Annotated in this window: 19 protein-coding genes; 7 read left to right on the top strand and 12 right to left on the bottom strand. The window is 35.6% G+C overall.

All coding sequences use genetic code 11. The annotated features are described in order from the left end of the window. Positions 1-3: 3 nt before the first annotated feature. The 4 genes from AC0INN_RS16850 to AC0INN_RS16835 form a co-directional block, all read right to left on the bottom strand. The gene (locus AC0INN_RS16850) at positions 4-618 is read right to left on the bottom strand and encodes a hypothetical protein (protein WP_273649484.1); all 615 of its coding nucleotides are present in this window, start codon (positions 616-618) and stop codon (positions 4-6) included. Between the two features lie 196 nt (positions 619-814). Next, the gene (gene groL / locus AC0INN_RS16845) at positions 815-2,440 is read right to left on the bottom strand and encodes a chaperonin GroEL (protein ID WP_172280536.1); all 1,626 of its coding nucleotides are present in this window, start codon (positions 2,438-2,440) and stop codon (positions 815-817) included. Between the two features lie 110 nt (positions 2,441-2,550). Continuing rightward, positions 2,551-2,829 (bottom strand): co-chaperone GroES, encoded by a 279-nt coding sequence (locus AC0INN_RS16840; RefSeq protein WP_029295711.1) that lies wholly within the window; start codon positions 2,827-2,829, stop codon positions 2,551-2,553. A 188-nt stretch (positions 2,830-3,017) separates the two neighbouring features. Further along, the gene (locus AC0INN_RS16835) at positions 3,018-3,152 is read right to left on the bottom strand and encodes a hypothetical protein (RefSeq protein ID WP_262888827.1); all 135 of its coding nucleotides are present in this window, start codon (positions 3,150-3,152) and stop codon (positions 3,018-3,020) included. Between the two features lie 260 nt (positions 3,153-3,412). Here AC0INN_RS16835 and AC0INN_RS16830 point away from each other — a divergent pair, with 260 nt between their 5' ends. After that, entirely contained in the window at positions 3,413-4,594 is a 1,182-nt protein-coding gene (locus AC0INN_RS16830; RefSeq protein WP_273649483.1) for a trypsin-like serine peptidase, read from the top strand. A 52-nt stretch (positions 4,595-4,646) separates the two neighbouring features. Here the strand turns inward: AC0INN_RS16830 and AC0INN_RS16825 are convergent, their stop codons facing one another. Genes AC0INN_RS16825 through AC0INN_RS16815 form a run of 3 tightly spaced genes read right to left on the bottom strand, consistent with a single transcriptional unit; the run spans position 4,647 to position 7,933 of the window. Beyond that, positions 4,647-5,861, bottom strand: coding sequence for a cation:dicarboxylate symporter family transporter (locus AC0INN_RS16825; protein WP_306614163.1), 1,215 nt, complete (start codon positions 5,859-5,861; stop codon positions 4,647-4,649). A gap of 54 nt (positions 5,862-5,915) precedes the next feature. Next, entirely contained in the window at positions 5,916-7,202 is a 1,287-nt protein-coding gene (locus AC0INN_RS16820; protein WP_172280530.1) for a CitMHS family transporter, read from the bottom strand. 41 nt (positions 7,203-7,243) lie between these two features. Next, a complete protein-coding gene (locus AC0INN_RS16815; RefSeq protein WP_273649479.1) occupies positions 7,244-7,933 on the bottom strand; it encodes a DUF2490 domain-containing protein in 690 nt (229 codons plus the stop codon). Positions 7,934-8,163: 230 nt separating this feature from the next. On the opposite strand from AC0INN_RS16815, the gene AC0INN_RS16810 reads away from it, so the two are divergent. Next, positions 8,164-9,195, top strand: a complete 1,032-nt coding sequence (locus tag AC0INN_RS16810) for a sensor histidine kinase (protein WP_273649477.1) — start codon at positions 8,164-8,166, stop codon at positions 9,193-9,195. Next, the gene (locus tag AC0INN_RS16805; RefSeq protein WP_273649476.1) at positions 9,188-9,889 is read left to right on the top strand and encodes a LytR/AlgR family response regulator transcription factor; all 702 of its coding nucleotides are present in this window, start codon (positions 9,188-9,190) and stop codon (positions 9,887-9,889) included. Before AC0INN_RS16810 ends, AC0INN_RS16805 begins: the two co-directional genes overlap by 8 nt. A 10-nt stretch (positions 9,890-9,899) precedes the next feature. On the opposite strand, the gene AC0INN_RS16800 is transcribed toward AC0INN_RS16805, so the two are convergent. Both AC0INN_RS16800 and AC0INN_RS16795 read right to left on the bottom strand, forming a co-directional pair. Then, positions 9,900-12,287 (bottom strand): M1 family metallopeptidase, encoded by a 2,388-nt coding sequence (locus tag AC0INN_RS16800; protein WP_306614159.1) that lies wholly within the window; start codon positions 12,285-12,287, stop codon positions 9,900-9,902. A gap of 67 nt (positions 12,288-12,354) precedes the next feature. Further along, positions 12,355-12,933, bottom strand: a complete 579-nt coding sequence (locus AC0INN_RS16795; protein WP_172280522.1) for a HupE/UreJ family protein — start codon at positions 12,931-12,933, stop codon at positions 12,355-12,357. Between the two features lie 66 nt (positions 12,934-12,999). On the opposite strand from AC0INN_RS16795, the gene AC0INN_RS16790 reads away from it, so the two are divergent. Together AC0INN_RS16790 and AC0INN_RS16785 are read left to right on the top strand one after the other, a co-directional pair. Further along, entirely contained in the window at positions 13,000-13,503 is a 504-nt protein-coding gene (locus AC0INN_RS16790; RefSeq protein WP_306614157.1) for a DUF6702 family protein, read from the top strand. A 427-nt stretch (positions 13,504-13,930) separates the two neighbouring features. Next, entirely contained in the window at positions 13,931-14,125 is a 195-nt protein-coding gene (locus AC0INN_RS16785) for a hypothetical protein (RefSeq protein ID WP_273649473.1), read from the top strand. 357 nt (positions 14,126-14,482) lie between these two features. Here AC0INN_RS16785 and AC0INN_RS16780 read toward each other — a convergent pair whose 3' ends face one another. The 3 genes from AC0INN_RS16780 to radA form a co-directional block, all read right to left on the bottom strand. Beyond that, on the bottom strand, positions 14,483-15,076 hold the full coding sequence (locus AC0INN_RS16780; protein ID WP_273649472.1) for an acyl carrier protein phosphodiesterase: 594 nt from the start codon (positions 15,074-15,076) through the stop codon (positions 14,483-14,485). Positions 15,077-15,156: 80 nt separating this feature from the next. Then, positions 15,157-16,698 (bottom strand): M12 family metallo-peptidase, encoded by a 1,542-nt coding sequence (locus tag AC0INN_RS16775; protein WP_306614156.1) that lies wholly within the window; start codon positions 16,696-16,698, stop codon positions 15,157-15,159. A 304-nt stretch (positions 16,699-17,002) separates the two neighbouring features. After that, the gene (radA, locus tag AC0INN_RS16770) at positions 17,003-18,352 is read right to left on the bottom strand and encodes a DNA repair protein RadA (RefSeq protein WP_172280513.1); all 1,350 of its coding nucleotides are present in this window, start codon (positions 18,350-18,352) and stop codon (positions 17,003-17,005) included. 60 nt (positions 18,353-18,412) lie between these two features. Between radA and AC0INN_RS16765 the strand changes: the two genes are divergently transcribed. Beyond that, a complete protein-coding gene (locus tag AC0INN_RS16765; RefSeq protein WP_273649470.1) occupies positions 18,413-18,823 on the top strand; it encodes a hypothetical protein in 411 nt (136 codons plus the stop codon). A 61-nt stretch (positions 18,824-18,884) separates the two neighbouring features. Next, positions 18,885-19,454, top strand: a complete 570-nt coding sequence (locus AC0INN_RS16760; RefSeq protein WP_273649469.1) for a YceI family protein — start codon at positions 18,885-18,887, stop codon at positions 19,452-19,454. The last annotated feature ends 124 nt before the right edge of the window (positions 19,455-19,578 follow it).

Below are 19,578 nucleotides of genomic sequence, written 5' to 3'. Positions count from 1 at the left end.
ATTTTAATCCCTTTCCATTATCCGGTACCAGTTTTTTTCTAATTTCCAATTATATTCTGGTTTTACTTTTATTAGTTCTTCATATTGCTTTTGTGTCTCCTTATCATTTGTGAATATAAAATAAGTTTGTGGTGATTCGAAAAAGCCACGAGAAATCCAAAATTTGATAGTTTTTGTGCCTTCAGTTTTATTCTGATAAATCCAAATATCATTTCCTCCATTTGAAATAATCGGGAAGTCAAATGAAAGTTTATAGATACCATTATTCGTTTTTGTATTTGGTTTCAATTTTTCTGTCAAAACTTCTTTTACTATTTGATTGCGCTTATTATATGAAATACGCCAGTCAATTTTTTCAATAATGGAGTTTGGGATTTTGTTGAAATTGTAAGACGTTAGAACTAATAAAATTAATGTTACTGAAAGATTTACTATTCTATTTGTCTTTATGTACTTTCTTTCCCTAATTAATTTTATTATTTGTCTTACTGTTAAAATTAGCAAGATTATACATACTAAAAACCAAGAAAAGGGTTGAATAAAATAGGGAAGATAAAAGTAGTCGACAAAAACAAAAACTAACCAGATTATTACCAAGATTACTATTTTTTTTATCATTCAATTCATTATTAAGTTTTGTCTGTCATTGGTTCATCGGATTGCCACTAAGATCCAAATTTACATATTACATCCATATACCATGTATACAATTGCAAATAAAATTTCAATGAGAAGTTCCTTGGATTTTCTGTATAAAAAAACCGCCCTACAAAGTAGAACGGTTAGTATATTAAATTGTCTCAACGACACGTTGTTACATCATTCCTGGCATTCCACCTCCCATTGGCATAGCAGGTTCGTCTTTTTTCACTTCAGTGATTACACACTCAGTTGTTAAAAGCATTCCAGATACAGAAGCTGCATTTTCAAGGGCAACTCTTGTTACTTTCGTAGGGTCGATGATTCCTGCTTCAAGCATGTTTACATACTCGTCAGTTTTAGCATTGTATCCGAAGTCTCCGGAACCTTCTGCTACTTTAGCAACGATTACAGAACCTTCACCCCCTGCGTTGGCAACGATTTGTCTTAATGGCTCTTCGATCGCTCTTTTTACGATTTTGATCCCTGTAGTTTCGTCAGCGTTGATTCCTGAAAGGTTTTCTAAAGCGGAGATGGCTCTTACTAAAGCAACACCACCACCAGCTACGATACCTTCTTCAACAGCTGCTCTTGTAGCGTGAAGTGCATCATCAACTCTGTCTTTTTTCTCTTTCATTTCCACTTCAGAAGCTGCTCCTACGTAAAGAACTGCAACACCACCAGCTAACTTAGCTAATCTTTCCTGAAGTTTCTCTCTGTCGTAGTCAGAAGTTGTAGTTTCCATCTGAGCTTTGATCTGAGCTACTCTTCCTTTAATTTTCGCTTCGTCACCACCACCGTTTACGATTGTTGTGTTGTCTTTATCGATTGTTACTTTCTCAGCAGTTCCCAACATATCTAGAGAGATGTTTTCCATAGTGAAACCTTGCTCCTCAGAAATTACCTGACCACCTGTAAGGATCGCGATATCTTCTAACATTGCTTTTCTTCTGTCTCCGAATCCAGGAGCTTTTACAGCAGCAATTTTAAGAGAACCTCTTAGTTTGTTTACCACTAAAGTTGCTAAAGCTTCGCCTTCCACTTCCTCAGAGATAATCAATAGAGACTTACCACCTTGTGCGATTGGCTCAAGAACAGGAAGCAATTCTTTCATTGAAGAGATTTTCTTCTCTACTAAAAGGATATATGGGTTTTCTACTTCAGCTACCATTTTCTCAGGGTTAGTCACGAAGTAAGGAGACTGGTATCCTCTGTCGAACTGCATACCTTCTACAACATCTACCGTTGTATCGATACCTTTAGCTTCTTCTACAGTGATTACACCTTCTTTACCTACTTTTCCGAAAGCTTCAGCGATCAAAGCACCGATAGTTTCGTCGTTGTTGGCAGATACAGAAGCAACCTGCTTCACTTTATCTGTAGAATCTCCCACTTCCTGAGACTGGGATTTTAGGTTTTCAACAACTGCAGTTACTGCTTTGTCGATCCCTCTTTTAAGATCCATTGGGTTGGCACCTGCAGCTACGTTCTTAAGACCTTCTCTTACGATAGCCTGTGCCAATACAGTAGCGGTAGTTGTACCATCTCCTGCAATATCATTAGTTTTGGAAGCTACTTCTTTTACCATTTGAGCTCCCATATTTTCTACCTTGTCTTCAAGTTCGATTTCTTTCGCTACAGAAACACCATCCTTCGTTACGTGTGGAGCACCGAAAGATTTTTCGATCACTACGTTTCTACCTTTTGGTCCTAAAGTTACCTTTACTGCATTTGCTAATGCATCAACCCCTCTTTTTAAAGCGTCTCTTGACTCGATATCGAATTTTATTTCTTTTGCCATTTTATTTAGATATTAGATGTTAGACGTCAGATGTTAGACGCCAAGCATTATTTGAAAATTATTTTTTATTCAGTTTTAAATCTGAAATCTGGTGTCTTATATCTGGAATCTTATCCGATAATTCCCAGTAAGTCTCCTTCTTTTACGATTAAGTAATCTTTTCCTTCCAATTTCAATTCGGAACCTGAATATTTTCCATAAAGAACTTTGTCACCTACTTTCACAGTTGTAGGCTCATCTTTTTTTCCAGGACCTACTGCTACTACTGTACCTTCTTGTGGTTTTTCTTTTGCTGTGTCCGGAATAATAATACCTGAAGCTGTTTTAGTTTCTGCAGCGATGGGTTCGATCAAAACTCTGTCTGCTAATGGTTTAAAGTTTACTGACATAATATATCTGTTTTTTTAATTATTTCTGCTTTCAAATTCTCTAAATGTGTGCCAAATGAGGTTGGTACTTGTCAGGCGATGCTTCATGGTTAAAAATGGCAGAATTTTATTTTTGGTGTGAAATTTTGGCAGATTAAAAAAATAAAGCCGGAAAAATTCCGGCTTACTTTACTGATCAATTTATGAGACTAAGGACAATATTGTCCCGGTCCGATCCATAATGTACATTTTCCGTTTTCATCACGTTCGCAGCAAACAAGTCTTGCAGCTCCACCGTGGATGGTTTTCTGAGCATCTCTGCTTAATAATTTAGCATTTTTCATAAGTTAATATTTTGTTTTTCTGATGTTCCTGAACATTTATTGTCAATCAGGAGTTTTTGACATGATCAAATATAAGCTTTTTATTCAATCAAAATGATGTTGTTTGTAGATAGTTTTTGGTATTTTGTATTTTGATAACCAGTGGATTATACTGTAAAGGGCAGCAGGGTTAATACTGTGCAAAAACAGGGATATTACTATGGTATTTGGTGATGCATTCCTTCAACTTTGTGAGACCAAATATCATAAAAACTGAAACAATGGAAAAATTAAAAAAAATCTTTCGGGATGCTCCGGCTGATTCACCGGTTCCCCGGGAATTGCTATTGGAGTATGAGAATCCGCTTCCGACTAAAGAACCGGATCGCAATTTATTTATTACGGATTCTGCCAAAAACTTCAGACTAACCGGAAAAAAAGACTCAGCAAAAATCTCAGTATCAAAGCTGAACCGGGAATTTTACCAGCTGGACCAGATTTCACCTTTTGACTGGGGTATTCCCGGGAAATCCGAAGAGATCATTACCGTAGAAAAGCTTCGTGCTACAATTAAAACTAAGAAAATAAAAGTGACCGAAGCTGAAGCTTTTGTGCCGGAAACTCATATACTGGGACTTCATCCTAAAGTGGTTTTTCCGAATACGAAGTCTGTGAAGAGAAACCGTTTGAACAGATTGGTTACGAAAAGTGCCAATCACGTAACTATTTTCGGAAATGATGACAGGGTAAATATTTATCCTAATACCTATCCGGAATGCTGTGTGTGCAGGGTAGAAGTATATACCAAATTAACCAGTGCCTCATCATGGAATTATCAGGGCAGGGGAACCGGATTTATGGTAGGCAGAAAAATTCTAATGACCTCCGGACATATGAGGCCTCAAAAGCCTTATGCATCATGGATGATCAAAGTGATTCCTGCATATTACGATGGACGATCCATTTATGGAAATTCATTTTATACTTATGGAGAAAGCTATGTGGCTTACCAAAGTGACGTGGGAAATGATATTATGGTGGTGAAACTGTATGATAATATCGGAGATACAACAGGTTATTTCGGGGCAAAAAGTTATAACGACGATTGGGAAGATATGAATGTGTGGACCATGACGGGATATCCTTATGATAAAGGAGAAAACCGACCTACTTATCAGAGCAGCATCAGTGTTGTGGATGATGATGACGGAGATGATGTAAAGCTTCCGGATGGAAATAGTGTGGATAGTACACAGATAGAAAGCTATGCAGACGAGGCAAGTGGTGCATCTGGATCACCGTTATATAGCTGGTTCACCAATGGACAGATGTATGCCATAGGCGTTCATCATGGCAATGAAACCGACTGGGAACTTTTCGGATCTGATCTTCATTCTGTGGCTTCAGGGGGAGATATGTTGCCGGCACTTGTGATCTGGGCAAGAAATAATTGGGGAAATTGAAAGAATCAGCTTGAAGAAACAAAACACAAGTAATATAAAAAACGCTTCATTTTTATTGGGCGTTTTTTTCTACGGGCTGATTTATTTTTGAAATAATGGCTCCGGAAACGGCAATACCAATAAAATTGGTTACTGACCTCGCCTCGTTCATGAAACGGTCTACACTATAAAGCAATGCAATATCATTCGCAGGGATCTTTCCAAACCTGTTCAAAGTAAAAATAAGAGCAAGAAAACCTGATCCCGGAACCCCGGAAGCTGTTTTAGATGTAACAGAAATGATAACAAAAAGCCATAAGTAATCATTGAGGCTTAATGAAATATTATAAAACTGAATCAGAAAACAGCAGGCTACAGAAATATAAATGCAGGCACCTGCGAGGTTGAAATTGTACCCCAGGGGAATAATAAATCTTAAAATTTTTTTGCTGTATCCCTCAGATTCCATCTTGTCAAAAATGATCGGAAAAGCTGTTTTGGAAGAAGAAGTGGTTATAACCAAAATGATCTCTTCTTTAATGCTTACCAAAAATTTGAGCAAATTGAATTTAAAGATATAAGAAACCAGTCCTAAAACTCCGAAGATAAAAGCAATATCGGCAAGGTATACGGTTCCCACAACTTTGCTTAATGGCAGCAGGGTATTAATTCCATATACAGAAATACCGTAAGCAATGTTACAGAAAATGATAACCGGAAGAATGATATATAAATATTTAATAATATGATAAAAAACAACAAGTCCTTTATCAAGGATATTCAGGAAACTCTTTCGTCTTTTTGAAAGGTTCATGCATATGCCGATAATGATTGAAGCTATAAGGAAAATAGCGTACCTGTTGCGATACATCACAGAAGATAGGGAGGAGTCATTGATTTCAAACCTACTGGGAAGAATTACTTTTGTTTTAACGATCTGAATTCCCGTATGGGAACCGGGCTGAATGGCAAGTCCAAAAATAAATCCTATGGTAATAGCCACAGAGCTGATGATAAAAAAGTAGAGAATTGTTTGCCATACAATGCTCCCCGCATTTTTTATATCTGCCAGGTGACAGATCCCGTAAATAACTGCCATAAAAATAATAGGCAGGATGATAGACTCCAGAACCAAAAAAAAATACTGGCTGATTATCCCTAATTTACTGCTTATCTCGGGAAGGTATTGTCCTGTAAAAACACCACAGATAATAGCCACGAAAACATACAAAGAAAGATTCTTTAAATATCGGCTGGTGAATGTTTTTTTTGTATGGAAAAGATTCATTTGAGTTTTTTTTTGCTGGATAAACGGACAATTCAATATAAATATATATAAATTTTATATTATCCCAAGAAGCAAAGCTCCTAATAACATGATAATGGAAGATCCGATAGCCCATTTCAATGTATATTTCAAATGATCAGAAAATTCCACACCGGCGAGAGAGACCAATAGGTAAGTTGACGGAACCAATGGGCTCAGAAGATGAGAAGCCTGTCCGACAAGACTTGCTCTTCCCAGAATATCAGGTGGGATTCCCAGTTGTTGTCCGGTTGCTGCAATAATGGGTAATATCCCGAAATAATAAGCATCATTAGTCAGGAAAAAGGTAAGGGGAACACTGAAGACAGCAGTAATAATATTTAAAGAGCCTGCCATGCTTTTCGGAACAATTTCTATCATACTATTTCCCATAGCCTGCATAATACCCGATCCATTGAGGATCCCTGTGAAAATCCCTGCTCCAAAGATCATTCCTGCCACAGATAATGCATTTCCCGCATGTTTGGACATGAGTTTCTGCTGGTCTTTTAATTTAGGGTAATTGATAACAGAAGCTATGCAGAAAGCAATCATAAAGGCAATTCCCAAAGGAACAATATCTAGAATCATTACCGTTAGCAATACGATGGTAAGGGCAAGATTAATCCAGATCAGTTTAGGGCGAAGAAGGGCCGGATCCGTTTCACCTGCGATATCGCTATTGCTGTACTTTGTGTATTTTCCATATTTTGCAATACGCTTTTTTTCTTTCAGTCCTAAAATATAAGCCACAAAGATCACCCAGCAAATACCAAGGACCATAATCGGAATCATGGGAACGAAAATCTCTGTGTGACCCAGTTTGAGGGAACTCATAACCCTTGCTGTGGGACCACCCCATGGAAGGATATTCATGATACCTCCTGCAAGCATTATGATACAGGTAAGGATCAGGGGATTCAGTCCCTGTTTTTTATATAGGGGAAGCATGGCTGCCACTACGATAATATAAGTAGAAGAGCCATCTCCATCCAGAGAAACTAATGTTGTAAGGATCGCTGTTCCGATGGTTGTTTTGATTGGGTTATCTCCGACTGCTTTTAAAATAAGGTTAACTAAAGGCTGAAATAATCCGGTATCGATCATTAAACTAAAATAGAGAATTGCAAAAATCAGCATTACGCCTGTAAGTGCGATTTCTTTAACCCCATTTTTCATCATGTCACCCAGCTCATCGCCAAATCCTGCAATAAGAGCAATCACTACTGGAACAATTACCAAAGCAGTAAGTGGTGTCATTTTTTTATTCATGATGAGAACCATGAAAATAAAGATCATCAGAAACCCAAGAAATGTTAGCATAGCATTATATTAAATATTAAATTTTTTAAATTGATGTCTGGTTATTTTTGTTTTTTTCTCCAATCAAAACTGTTTCTGAACCCTATGTATCCGTAATTACTGGTTCTGCCCGGAGATAACTGATTAATGAAAGCCAGTTCAATTGCCGAGTTTTTCCCTGTTTTTATTCCAAGCCCTGCGGTGATACGGTTACTGTCGAAAGGGTCTTCCTTTTTGATGTTCATCCTTATCTCATTTTTTAGAATTCCATACAGTCTTTCTTTTTCACCCTTTCTGTTGAAAGGGATTCTCATAGAGATGAGATACCGGACCCTTAATACAAATTCGTCAGGATTATTCAGGAAACGCTCTTCTACACGGAATCTGCTGGAAACGGAAGATCTGCCGATATCATGGTCCAGGGTTACCTGTTGAAAGGCTCTTTTCTCATAGCGGGTCTTTTTCTGATCTTCTGTCTGGTAGGAATCCAAAATGAGAAACATACCTCCTACGGCAGGTCTTACTCCTTTGGTTACTTCATAATCCATATATGCATTGACGAGGAAGAGTCTTTTGTCGTAAGCCAGGTCAAAAGAACGGTATTGTGTAAGGGCTGTTAAAGTACTTTTGTCAGACACCTTTGCAGTCATGATATATTGGAACCACATATTGTAGGTATCAGTGCTTTGACCTTGATAAAAATGATGAAGCACTAATAAAAAAATAAAAATTAATTTTCTCTTAATTTTCATATAATATTGGGTTAATATTGTTACTTCTCAAATATATTTATTCGATTTACCGGGTTTTTAATTTTTCAATCAATGACCTATTTTATCAGCGAACTGCATTTTCTGTTAAAAAACATCTTATATTTGAGAACCCAAGAAATCACGTTTTTAGAATGTTTTTAATTGTAAATATTATACTTATACTGTTGTTTTTCAGGGTTTTATTTAGTGATAAGATTCTGAAAAAACTGATGGACTACCGTTGGGGTTTTCTTTTGAGGTTTCAGCATGTTTTCTTCTTTTTTGTCTTTATTTTAATCACTTTTTTTACGGAAAATTACTTTCTTGATACCCCGGAGCTTATTTGGAGTGTTTTATCCGTAATGATTTTTAATATTGGGATTTATTATCTGGTGTATTATTATCTGGTTCCTCACTTTTACCTATCGAATAAATATCCGGAGTTTATCCTGTATGCCTTGATCTGTTTTTTGATGTCAAGTCTTTTCAGGATTTTGCTACAGCCTACCATTTTTAAAATGAATTTTAGTGAAACTCTTTCCAACACCAACTTTCTTTTTAATGTATATACGGCGCAGGGAATTGTGATTCTTGTTGCCTCCTTTTTAGGGATTACAAAAGATAAATTCCTTATAGAGCAGAATGTTGTGGATCTTGGGGAACAAAAAGAACAGCTTTATTTTGATCTTTTAAAATCAAAGATGAATCCTCATTTCTTATTGAATACTTTAAATAATATATATGCGAACAGTTTTATCCCATCGGGAAAAACTTCAGATTCCATCCTGCAGCTCAGTAAGCTCCTTCAATATATTATCTATGACAGCGGAAAAGAAAGGATTAGTCTGGCCCAGGAATTTTCGTCGATTCATTCTCTTACCATGTTGTACCAGTTGAAATATGATAACCAACTGAATATAGATTTTGATATCCGGAATGAGGAAACACTGGAATTAATTGAAATTCCACCTTCCGTTTTTTTGACTTTCTTTGAAAATGCTTTGAAACATTCAGGAATCGGTCTGGATCCCAATAGCTTCATAAAAGTTATATATGCTATTAACGACCGTGATTTGTTCTTCGAAATGATCAACTCTGTTCCGGAAAAAAAAGCTTTGGGAGAAACCGGATATTACGGGTTGGGAAATGAAGCAATCACCCAGATACTGGAAAAATACTATCCGGGAAAATATACCCTTTCCTCAGAAATGATTGAAAATAACAGATACAAAACAACTTTAAAAATTGATCTGAATGGCTAATCTTTCCGTGATTAATGTGGATGATGAATATCCTGCGTTGCAACTTGTCCGGCAATATTGTGATCAAATAGAAGGTGTAGATCTCCAAAGCTCTTTTCAGGAACCGGAGAAGGCATTGGAATATTTAAAAGAGAATGTGGTGGATCTTGTTATTTTTGATATTAATATGCCGGGTATTAATGGAGTAGAGCTATTGCAACAGCTTCCTTATAAACCTCTCTGTATTTTTATGACCCTGGAGACCCAACATGCGGTAAAAGCTTTTGAGCTTGATGTTGTGCATTATCTTGTAAAGCCTGTAGATTTTGAAACCTTCAGGAAAGCCATCAACAAAGCCAAAGATTTTTTACAGTTTAAAAATTCTGCAGAACACTCAGAAAAAGAAGATTTCATCATGTTTAAATCCAATTATATCATGAATAAGGTTTTTCTTAAAGATATTCTTTGGGTACAGGGATTTGGGGAGTATATTATTTTAGTAACCTCTTTGAAAAAATATATGATCCTCGACAGGATGTCAAATTTTGAAGAAAAATTTCAGGCTTTTGGATTTATCAGAGTGCATAAATCTTATATCATATTGGCTTCTCATATTGAATCTTATGATGTGAAAAGCGTCTACCTTAAAAATGGAGATAAAATTCCTCTGGGAAGAACTTATAAAAAGATACTGAAAGAGCATTTGGGAAAATAAAAAACCGCTTTTAAAGCGGTTTTTTATTTTTTCCTGCGGCCTGCATCGGATTTACTTTTCCATTGGCACCGCCTCTTACTGCCCCTTCATGTTTTTGTTTGAATACCTGGAATCTGGAAGTCTCAGACGTACTACCATCATTGCTCCAGAAATTATTTGAAGTGTCAATATCTGCTGTTTCACGCATTGGGTCCAGCTGAATAGATTTTAATTTTTTCTCAAAATAATAAGTCTTTGTGGCCTTTTGTTCGTTGAGCCTCCAGATCTGAGCGGAAGATTTATCGTATAATTTCGTTCCATCTTCAAAAGTAAATTCCAGAATGATTGGCATCACCAGTCCTCCTTTGTTTATGAAGTCAATTTGATAAGCTTGAATGTTTTTGAACTTTTCTTTTTGCTGTTTATCAAGAGCCATATCATTGTCCTGTGTAAGGGAATATTCTTTATTCTGATCCACTTTTTCCTGGCCACGATCGTAACGATAGTAGAAATCCTGAGCTTCTTTATCCTTGTCTACATAGAACGTAATATTTTTATCTTCTCTGTTTCTGATTTTGGAAAGGTCTTCAAAGTCATTAACAAGAGCCTTGTCGACTTTGTACTTTACTTCTTTAGGTGCAGGTACGGCCTCTAAATCGGGAGTGGCAATAGTTACCTTATCAATAGCTATGTCAACAGGATCTGTCCCGTAAAACCATCCTCTCCAGAACCAATCCAGATCTTCTCCGCTTGCATCCTCCATTGTTCTGAAGAAATCGGCAGGTTCCGGGTGTTTAAAAGCCCATCTTTTTGCATAAGTTTTATAGGCCTTATCAAAAAGTTCTCTGCCCATAATGGTTTCACGAAGGATATTCAGGCCAGTTGCCGGTTTTGAGTAGGCATTAGGGCCAAACTGAACAATGTTTTCAGAGTTACTCATAATAGGCTCCAGCTGATCTTTTGGTAATTTCATGTAATCCACAATAGTCCACGCCGGTCCACGTTTTGAAGGGAACTTGTTATCCCATCTTTCTTCCGTAAGATATTCTGTGAAGGTGTTCAATCCTTCGTCCATCCAGGTCCACTGTCTTTCATCCGAGTTAATGATCATGGGGAAGAAATTATGTCCCACCTCATGGATGATTACTCCGATCATACCATTTTTTGTTCCTTCTGAGTAAGTTCCATCTTTCTCAGTTCTTCCAAAATTGAAACAGATCATAGGATATTCCATACCATTTGCCGCTTCTACAGACTGAGCAACCGGATAAGGGTAGGGGATAGTGAATTCCGAATAAGTTTTTATTGTGTGTGCAACAGCTTTTGTAGAGAATTTTCTGTAAAGTCCGTAAGCCTCTTTTCCATAGAAGCTCATAGCCATTACCTTATTATTGTTTTCCGGTATTACCACGCCCATTCCATCCCAGATGAACTTTCGGGATGACGTCCATGCGAAATCCCTTACATTATTGGCTTCAAAAACCCAGGTTTTTCTTTGTTTCGATCTGTTTTTTTCTGCTTTCTTCGCTTCATCGAGCGTTACAATTTCTACAGGCTCTGATGAGCTTTGGGCTTTTCTATATCGGGATAGTTGGTCTGAAGATAATACCTGTTCATAATTCTTACACTCTCCGGTACCTCCTACAACATGATCTGCAGGAACATTCATTGAAACTTTAAAATTTCCAAAGGCCAGGGCGAATTCTCCTCTTCCTGTAAACTGGTGATTCTGCCATCCATGAAAATCACTGTACACACACATCCTTGGATACCATTGTGTCATTGTGTACAAATCATTTCCATCTTCAGGAAAGTTTTCATAACCACCACGGCCACCCATTTTAATTCTGTTGGTGATATTGTAATTCCAGTCTATTTTTAACGTGAATTTTTCTCCTTTTTTCAGGATTTTAGGCAAATCAATACGCATCATGGTTTTGTTTACAGTATACCGTAATGCATTACCGGTTTCGTCGGTTACTTTTTCCAGATGAACGCCGTAACCATTGTCCTTTTCCGGAAGTTCCGTTATCTTTAACTTCTGGTCATTTATGGTTTTAGGAAGGGTTGTAGAAGTAGGATAATTGGCTTTGTTGATACTTGATGCCTCGTTCTCGTCCAATTGTAACCATATATAATCTAAGTCGTCAGGAGAATTGTTATAATAAGTAATCGTTTCGGAGCCCTTCAGGTTTCTTTTATCCTCGTCCAGATAGGCGGAAATATTATAATCTGCTCTGTTTTGCCAGTAACCATGTCCCGGAGATCCGGAAGCAGTTCTATAAATATTTGGAGTAGGTAAAATGGTTCCTAATTGTTCAAACTTATTTCCGTGATTACTTCCCGGGTTATTTTGAATATTTTGGGCTGCTAAACCTGCAAATGTGAATACAGAAAGTAGGGTTACTTTTAGTCTCATGACCGAAATGATTTAATAATTTTCAAATATAACAATAACTACTTGAAAAAATATCAATCAATAAGTCTTAAAATGGAATTCTTTCTATTGTCATTTTTAATGCCAGGGCAAAAACACCGGACGATATAAAGAGTATCCAATCTTTTCTATTAATTTTGAATAATGTTAATGCAATAAACAGCAAGATTAAAATAGCACAAACAATTACAATCTGTCCTACTTCCAAACCAATATTAAATCCTAAAAGAGGAATCGCAATACTCTGGCTTTTTGCAATCATCACTCTTGCAGTATTGGCAAATCCCATTCCGTGAATAAGTCCGAAAAATAAAGCCAGGTAATAATTTGTTTTGTCCAGGGCCTGCTTTTTATTCTTCATAATAATATTACCTAATGCTGTAAGGACTATTGTTAGCGGAATTAAAAACTCTACCCAATTTGAAGGCACTCTTACTATATCAAGGATACTTAATGCTAATGTTATGGAATGACCTATTGTGAATGCTGTCACCAGGATTAGAATTTTCTTGAGATCCTTATAAGAATAAACCGCAATTAAAGCTAAAACAAAAAGTTGGTGATCAAGCGCATCTAAAGAAATGATATGTTCCCAACCAAGTTTTAAATAGAATAAAAAGTCCTGCATGATATAATGTACTGTAAAACGTACGAAAATAATGATTAATTTCGAAAAATAATTAAGTCTGTTTTTATGAAAGGTTTGTGGATACTGTTTATTCCTCTTGTTTTTTTGTATTCTTTTACTATTATAAAGCATCCCTATCATGTAGGTTCCGTTGAAATCAATTATAATACAAAATCAAAGACATTCGAGGTTACCGGGCGTTTTTTTCTGGATGATCTGGAAAATGCCCTAGGTAAAAAATACAACAAGTCTTTCCACTTTAATGATCCGAATTATAAGGTTCAGTTAGATGACGCTTTAAAAAATTATAGTGCAGAATATCTGAAACTAAAGTCCGACGGTAAGTTCTTAAGGGTAAATTATCTGGGATATGAAGAGGATAATGAGTCTGTGAATATTTTTTTGGAAACGGAATCTGTTAATATGCCTAAGAAAGTTGAAGCTGCAGTTAGTTTTTTGTATAATCTGTTTGATGATCAGATCAACATTGTCCATATTATTTTGAATGGGAAAAGGAAAAGTGAAAAATTATCCTATCCCAATCGATATCTGTATCAACAGTTCCAATGATGTATTTAATACGCTTTCAAGTGTATATGTAATTGTACATGTGTATTTTTTCTAATAATATTCTTTTTTGATGAAAATTAATACACCATTGCGTGATAAATATTAAATTTATATATTTGAGAAATATTAAAATAAAGGATTTTTATTTTTTTTAACATTTATTTTAGATATTTAAAGGTCTTAAATATTTGCAAATTAAGGATTTTCTATATTTTGTTAAATCTATTAATAGTGACTAATTAATATTATTAATATTTTTTAATATTTGATCTTTATGTGTGTTTATTAAATAATTTTTTTTATATTTGATAGGGTTTAGATATGTTAATTTTTTATAAAATTATATATATTATATATTTTGCATTGGATTTAAAGAAGTTTTAAAAATTGTATTAATTCTTAGTTGTTAGAAATAACAATATTGCATATGGAAAATAAAGAAAGTAATTTTTTTTTGCATTTTTATCCCGCATGTACTTTAATTAAAGAACAAGTAGGGGTTAATACAATAAAGACATCAGGTGTTTTTTATGCAGATGAAGCAAAAGATTATTTAACCCGGATTCTGAAAATAGGTAATCCTCCAAATGACACAATTGGGCTATCGATGGATTCAACGTAATTATAAAAATTGGAAATAGTAAAACAGAACATTATATTTTTATTTTATTGCTATTTGGAGAAATAGTTCCCACAAACTCCGGATAGGATCAGGCACAAAAAATTCTAACAACACAAATTCGACATATATATAGCGCTTATCTTAATGGTAAGTGCTTTTTTGTATGGATTTCAATATTAGTTTTTCTTTGCATAAATGGGATAAATGTTTTTATTTTGTAACTAACAAATGTTTGTTTGTAACATTTTGGCAATAAAATTGACTAATTAAAATATAATCTTCATATCAAATTATTTTTAGCGAAATACAGAAGATTATTAAGCGCTTACTCACGTAAGTGCTTTTTTATTTTAAGCGTTATTTGTCTATTTGTAATAGGGTATTGATTCCTCTTGTGTGCTCAAGCAAATCCGGAAAAAAATTATTGTAACATTCCTGAAGAAGATCTTTATTTTTTAAAAATGCTTCGAATACAGGAATATCTTTCTCCAGATATTGTGCTTTATTAAGAACATTTTGAATGCTGAATTTTATTCCCCAATCTTCTCTGTAATTATATAGCCAATCTTCTGTTTCCATCTTTACTAACATTCTCTTAAAATTTTCAGGAAGCCATTCTTGATTTTCATTAAGAGCCTTGTAAACCCGGAGGGAATGGTTTTTCCAGCCTTGCAGTGAGTTAAGAGTAAAGTCATTAGCCAGAAAATGATCCATAGATACATCTACAAATGCTCCTGCATATAGTCTAACCAAAGGGCTGAATATTTTTTTAGCTTCATGAATAGCCGGATGGGAGTCTGTAAAGGTATCGATAGCTCGGTGTAAGGTAATCCCATCCTGAATTTCTTTTGGAAATGAGAACCGCTCTTTGTTTCTGATGAAATCTTCGAGAAACTGTCCGACAATTTGCTGATCTGTAAAAGAGAGAAAAGAATGTGCTAAATAATTCATAGGATATCAGGTTATAAAAATAAAACCTTCAAATAAAGTTAAGGTATTTGAAGGTTTATAAACTAACTATTTAAAAGAAATTATCTAACAATAAACTTTTTACTTTCTATCAAAGAATTTTTGTCATCATAAATACTTAGGAAGTACTCTCCGGAAGTTAATCCTTTGAGGTGGATGGTAGTTTCCGTAGTTGATATTACGTTTTGGCCTGCAGAATTGTATACTTTAAAAGAATACTTGCCGGTTCTGTTTCCTGAAATCTGAATCATATCATGAGCAGGATTAGGATATAGTAAGAACTCTTGTGTTTCATGAATAGCTTCCTTTGTGGCGAGGAAAGATTGTGTTTCAGGCATAAAATTAGAAACGACACAAGCGAAACGTGCAAATCCAAAAGCTTCATTAGCCGGCTTGGTGTTTCCTATTGCTACCCCCGTAGGATCACTATTGTAGTTAATGTCCGGATTTGCCCACCTGTTGATTCTGGTGCAGTTGAATCCTTTAGAGGAACATTCATCATTATAAGCCATTATAGTTCTCCATCTTTGAGAAGAAGTGCTCGAAGTTCCAAGATCTATTGCTTTTTTATTGGTGTATCCATGATGATGATCACATGGTGTGGTGCTGGTGTCTACGTACCAGTCATGTCTTAATCCCATATTGTGTCCAAGTTCGTGGGCAAGTGAGTAGTTGGATACAGCACAATTGTATAGGCTTACACAAAACCCTGAATTACTGCTGTAGTTGGTAGAACTTGTATTTACATAGCCTAAGCCGCAAGTGTTAGTTGGTGTTGAGGTAACTAAAGCGCATAGATCCGCTCCATAGGTGGTTCTTAGTGTATGTACATCATCCATATACCCATCATTATTATTTCTGAGCCTTGGAAGATCCGTACTCAAACTTCCGGATTCAGTGTAGCTGATCTCTCCTGAGTATACAAGATTAATGGTGACATTGGAAACCCCGGAATTGGTTAATGCAGTATTGAAATTGGTGATAGCAGTTGCTACAAACGAATTACTCTGTGAAAGCCCGCCCCATGCGTTTTTTGCTGCGGTAGTGAAAACTACCATCACATCTACTCTGGTAGCAGAGCATACAGGGGTTGTTGATAAGCAAACGTTGGAATTTGCTTTATTAAAGTTTTCGTTTTTGTCCATTACATAATCATCAATCGAGTCCTGATTGAGGATTGTCGAATCGCTCACTTCGGATAATGCAAAAACGTTTGCATCAGTTTGGTGGAATATTACTTTTTCACCTGTGCCTGAAGCGTACATTCCTGTTACCACGCGATCATATTGTGAAAGTACAAGTTCGGCTTTGGGATCATTTTCAATAGTGTAAATATAAGATTCACTCTTATTGCTGTACGTTAAAGAACGGCTGAATTTGGCTGTGATCTCTTTACCGGTCGGGAGGTTGATTTGTAAATCGGATTTTAAATTAAAGGGAGCTTGGGAATAGTATTTTGTAACTAAATAAGAAGAGGATAGCTCCCTGCTTACTTTTTGGTTACTTTTTAAATTATTCTCATTAATAGCTGTTTGAAAAATTTTGTTTTGCCCAAATAGCATGCCGGCGCAAAACAACACGAAAATAGTGAATTTTGTTTTCATTTTATGTGATTTAGTATGGTGATATACAAATATATATAAAATATCAACATGTGGTGATTTTTTTTCAATGGATGATAGAAATTTCTGCGAAATATTTAATTTCAGCGCTTTGTTGCTATTAAATTGATCTAAGAAACCACGGTTGAAGATTGTTTTTAATAACATCATCACTCTCTATCGAATATTCATATTGATAAAGAGTGATGATGTTTATTTAATCCCTGCCTGGATTTTGGCGATAAATTGGAAACTAGTACGTTTTCTTGGTAAATTTAAATAAGGATGTTTTAGGACTGTCTTTTAATTAAAAGATTCGTTCATGGAAATCTTCAATTTTACTGACTTCCTCAATTTTAATCCCGAATTTTCTTTTAGGTATTTTGTTGAGGTTGGAGACAAAGATCTTTTCATATCCCAATTTTTCAGCTTCCGAGATGCGTTGTTCAATTTGAGCAACAGGTCTGATTTCGCCGCTAAGTCCGATTTCCCCGGCAAAACAAAAATGTTCGGATATTGCAATGTCTTCATTAGATGAAAGGATAGAGGCTACTACAGCGAGATCAAGGGCCGGGTCATCTGTCTTTATTCCTCCTGTAATGTTGAGAAAAACGTCTTTAGCACCAAGCTGAAATCCGGCTCTCTTCTCCAATACGGCAAGCAACATATTCAATCTTTTAGCATCAAATCCGGTAGAACTCCTCTGAGGTGTTCCATAAACAGCCGTGCTTACCAGTGCCTGAATCTCCAATAACATAGGGCGATTTCCCTCAAGCGTTACAGCTACGGAGTTTCCGGAAAGCTCCTCGAATTTTTTTGTAATTAAAATTTCAGATGGATTTTTGATCTCTTTTAAACCCTGGGAAATCATTTCATAGATTCCAATTTCCGAGGTGGAGCCAAAACGGTTTTTATTAGCCCGTAATAATCTGAAAAGATGATTTCTATCCCCATCGAAATTTAAAACTACATCTACCATATGTTCCAAAACCTTTGGACCGGCAATCTGTCCGTCTTTAGTAATATGACCTACCAGAAAAACTGGAGTATTGTTCTCTTTAGCATATTTAATGATCTCATTCGAACATTCTCTGATTTGGGAAACGGTTCCCGGTGAGCTTTCTATCAATTGGGACTGTAAAGTTTGAATGGAGTCGATAATGATAAAATCAGGCTCTAATTTTTTGGCTTCATGTAATATTTTTTCCAGTGAAGTTTCGGTGTAAAGGAAGCAATTTGGGTTTTGAACTTCAGATAACCGGTCTGCTCTCATTTTAATCTGTGAGGCGCTTTCTTCTCCTGAAACATAAAATATTTTCTTCTTCATTTTTAATGCCAGCTGTAAAAGCAATGTCGATTTTCCGATTCCCGGCTCTCCTCCGATCAAAGTAACAGAACCTAAAACAATTCCACCTCCCATTACCCGGTTGAGCTCCTCGGAGGGTGTTTTAATCCTGGGTTCTTCAATTGCTTCAACTTCAATGATATTAATGACGTGTTGCTTTGTTTTCGAGGAAGGAAGACTTCTGCTGGATACCTTTTCCACGACCTCTTCAACTAATGTATTCCATTGCCCGCAGTTTTTGCATTGACCCATCCATTGTGAGTATTGGGTTCCGCAGTTTTGACAGAAATATGCTGTTTTAAGTTTTGCCATACTGCGAAGTTCAAAATTTTTTTTGAATTTTACTTCTGAATTTTTGGTTAATTTTCTAGTATGAAAAATATTTTAATAAAAAGCGTGGTTATATTCTTTATAATGACAATCCTTACTACATGGCTTGCAGATTGGCTCGTAGGATATTTGCATTTACCCGGCGGTGATTTTGGAATGCTTTCGTTGGCTGTTCTTATTGGGTGTATAATAAGCAGCGGAGTGGGACTTGTAACGGTTATCCTATTTAAAAGCACATATCAATCGGTGGTTAGGATTGCTATTTTATTTGAAGTACTCTATCTTTTTATGCTGATGATATCAGGAACTAATCCTTTCACTTATTTTTCTGAAAAAACAAACGCGAAACTTCTGAATGTACTTTTGTATATGAATGCAGTTGTCGTTTTTCTGATTGTTATTGCTATTCATTTTATGTATGTGAAAATAAAATCAAAGAAAAAATTATCATAGGTCAAGAGATGAATGGGTTTATCACTTTATCTTTGATGGGTAAAAAATAAAATATATTACAATGAAAAAGATACTATTAGCTTTTATGTTTGCTTTTTTAAGCATCGCAGGCTTTGCACAATCAACCTGGAAAGTAGATCCTATGCATTCTTCAGTTAACTTCAATATCAAGCATATGGGGATTAGTTTTGTGCAAGGAAGATTTGATAAATTCGATGGTACAGTGGTTTCTTCAGGGAAAGATCTGGATAAGGCAACCTTCAATTTTAATGTGGTAACCGGATCGGTAAACACAGGCGTTGAAATGAGAGATAAGCATTTGAAAAGTGCAGACTTCTTCGATGCAGAGAAATTTCCGACCATGACATTCGAAAGCGGATCTATTACGAAAGATAAAAATAATACCTACATCCTTAAAGGAAAACTTACCATTAAAGATGTGACAAAAGAAATCAGCATTCCGGTAACGTATGGTGGTGTAACAAAAAATCAGCAAGGGAAAGAAATTTTAGGCTTTCAAACAAAATTTACAGTAAACCGTTTAGATTATAATATTAAATATGATCCAACAGGAGCGGGTGTTGCAAAGGATGTAGATGTTAATTTGTATTTTGAATTAATAAAGCAATAATTTTTTTAAATATAATTTGGTTTGGTTACAGGTTTCTCAAGTAATTTTGAGGAACCTTTTTTTTATTTCTTAGCAAATAAATTGCCTCGTATTTCTTTTTCCCATAACTTTGCACAAACCTAAT

The sequence above is a fragment of the Chryseobacterium subflavum genome (assembly GCF_055762745.1).
The sequence above is the reverse complement of the archived record's forward strand: the minus strand, read 5'-3'. Positions and strand labels throughout refer to the sequence as shown.

Excerpts from the sequence above, each read along its gene's own strand:
- AC0INN_RS16775 (WP_306614156.1), bottom strand. The coding sequence starts at position 16,698 with ATGAAAACAAAATTCACTATTTTCGTGTTGTTTTGCGCCGGCATGCTA.
- AC0INN_RS16795 (WP_172280522.1), bottom strand. The coding sequence starts at position 12,933 with ATGCAGGACTTTTTATTCTATTTAAAACTTGGTTGGGAACATATCATT.
- AC0INN_RS16790 (WP_306614157.1), top strand. The coding sequence starts at position 13,000 with ATGAAAGGTTTGTGGATACTGTTTATTCCTCTTGTTTTTTTGTATTCT.
- AC0INN_RS16810 (WP_273649477.1), top strand. The coding sequence starts at position 8,164 with ATGGACTACCGTTGGGGTTTTCTTTTGAGGTTTCAGCATGTTTTCTTC.
- AC0INN_RS16835 (WP_262888827.1), bottom strand. The coding sequence starts at position 3,152 with ATGAAAAATGCTAAATTATTAAGCAGAGATGCTCAGAAAACCATCCAC.
- AC0INN_RS16805 (WP_273649476.1), top strand. The coding sequence starts at position 9,188 with ATGGCTAATCTTTCCGTGATTAATGTGGATGATGAATATCCTGCGTTG.
- AC0INN_RS16780 (WP_273649472.1), bottom strand. The coding sequence starts at position 15,076 with ATGAATTATTTAGCACATTCTTTTCTCTCTTTTACAGATCAGCAAATT.
- AC0INN_RS16765 (WP_273649470.1), top strand. The coding sequence starts at position 18,413 with ATGAAAAATATTTTAATAAAAAGCGTGGTTATATTCTTTATAATGACA.
- AC0INN_RS16830 (WP_273649483.1), top strand. The coding sequence starts at position 3,413 with ATGGAAAAATTAAAAAAAATCTTTCGGGATGCTCCGGCTGATTCACCG.
- radA (WP_172280513.1), bottom strand. The coding sequence starts at position 18,352 with ATGGCAAAACTTAAAACAGCATATTTCTGTCAAAACTGCGGAACCCAA.
- AC0INN_RS16785 (WP_273649473.1), top strand. The coding sequence starts at position 13,931 with ATGGAAAATAAAGAAAGTAATTTTTTTTTGCATTTTTATCCCGCATGT.
- groL (WP_172280536.1), bottom strand. The coding sequence starts at position 2,440 with ATGGCAAAAGAAATAAAATTCGATATCGAGTCAAGAGACGCTTTAAAA.
- AC0INN_RS16760 (WP_273649469.1), top strand. The coding sequence starts at position 18,885 with ATGAAAAAGATACTATTAGCTTTTATGTTTGCTTTTTTAAGCATCGCA.
- AC0INN_RS16850 (WP_273649484.1), bottom strand. The coding sequence starts at position 618 with ATGATAAAAAAAATAGTAATCTTGGTAATAATCTGGTTAGTTTTTGTT.
- AC0INN_RS16820 (WP_172280530.1), bottom strand. The coding sequence starts at position 7,202 with ATGCTAACATTTCTTGGGTTTCTGATGATCTTTATTTTCATGGTTCTC.
- AC0INN_RS16800 (WP_306614159.1), bottom strand. The coding sequence starts at position 12,287 with ATGAGACTAAAAGTAACCCTACTTTCTGTATTCACATTTGCAGGTTTA.
- AC0INN_RS16840 (WP_029295711.1), bottom strand. The coding sequence starts at position 2,829 with ATGTCAGTAAACTTTAAACCATTAGCAGACAGAGTTTTGATCGAACCC.
- AC0INN_RS16825 (WP_306614163.1), bottom strand. The coding sequence starts at position 5,861 with ATGAATCTTTTCCATACAAAAAAAACATTCACCAGCCGATATTTAAAG.
- AC0INN_RS16815 (WP_273649479.1), bottom strand. The coding sequence starts at position 7,933 with ATGAAAATTAAGAGAAAATTAATTTTTATTTTTTTATTAGTGCTTCAT.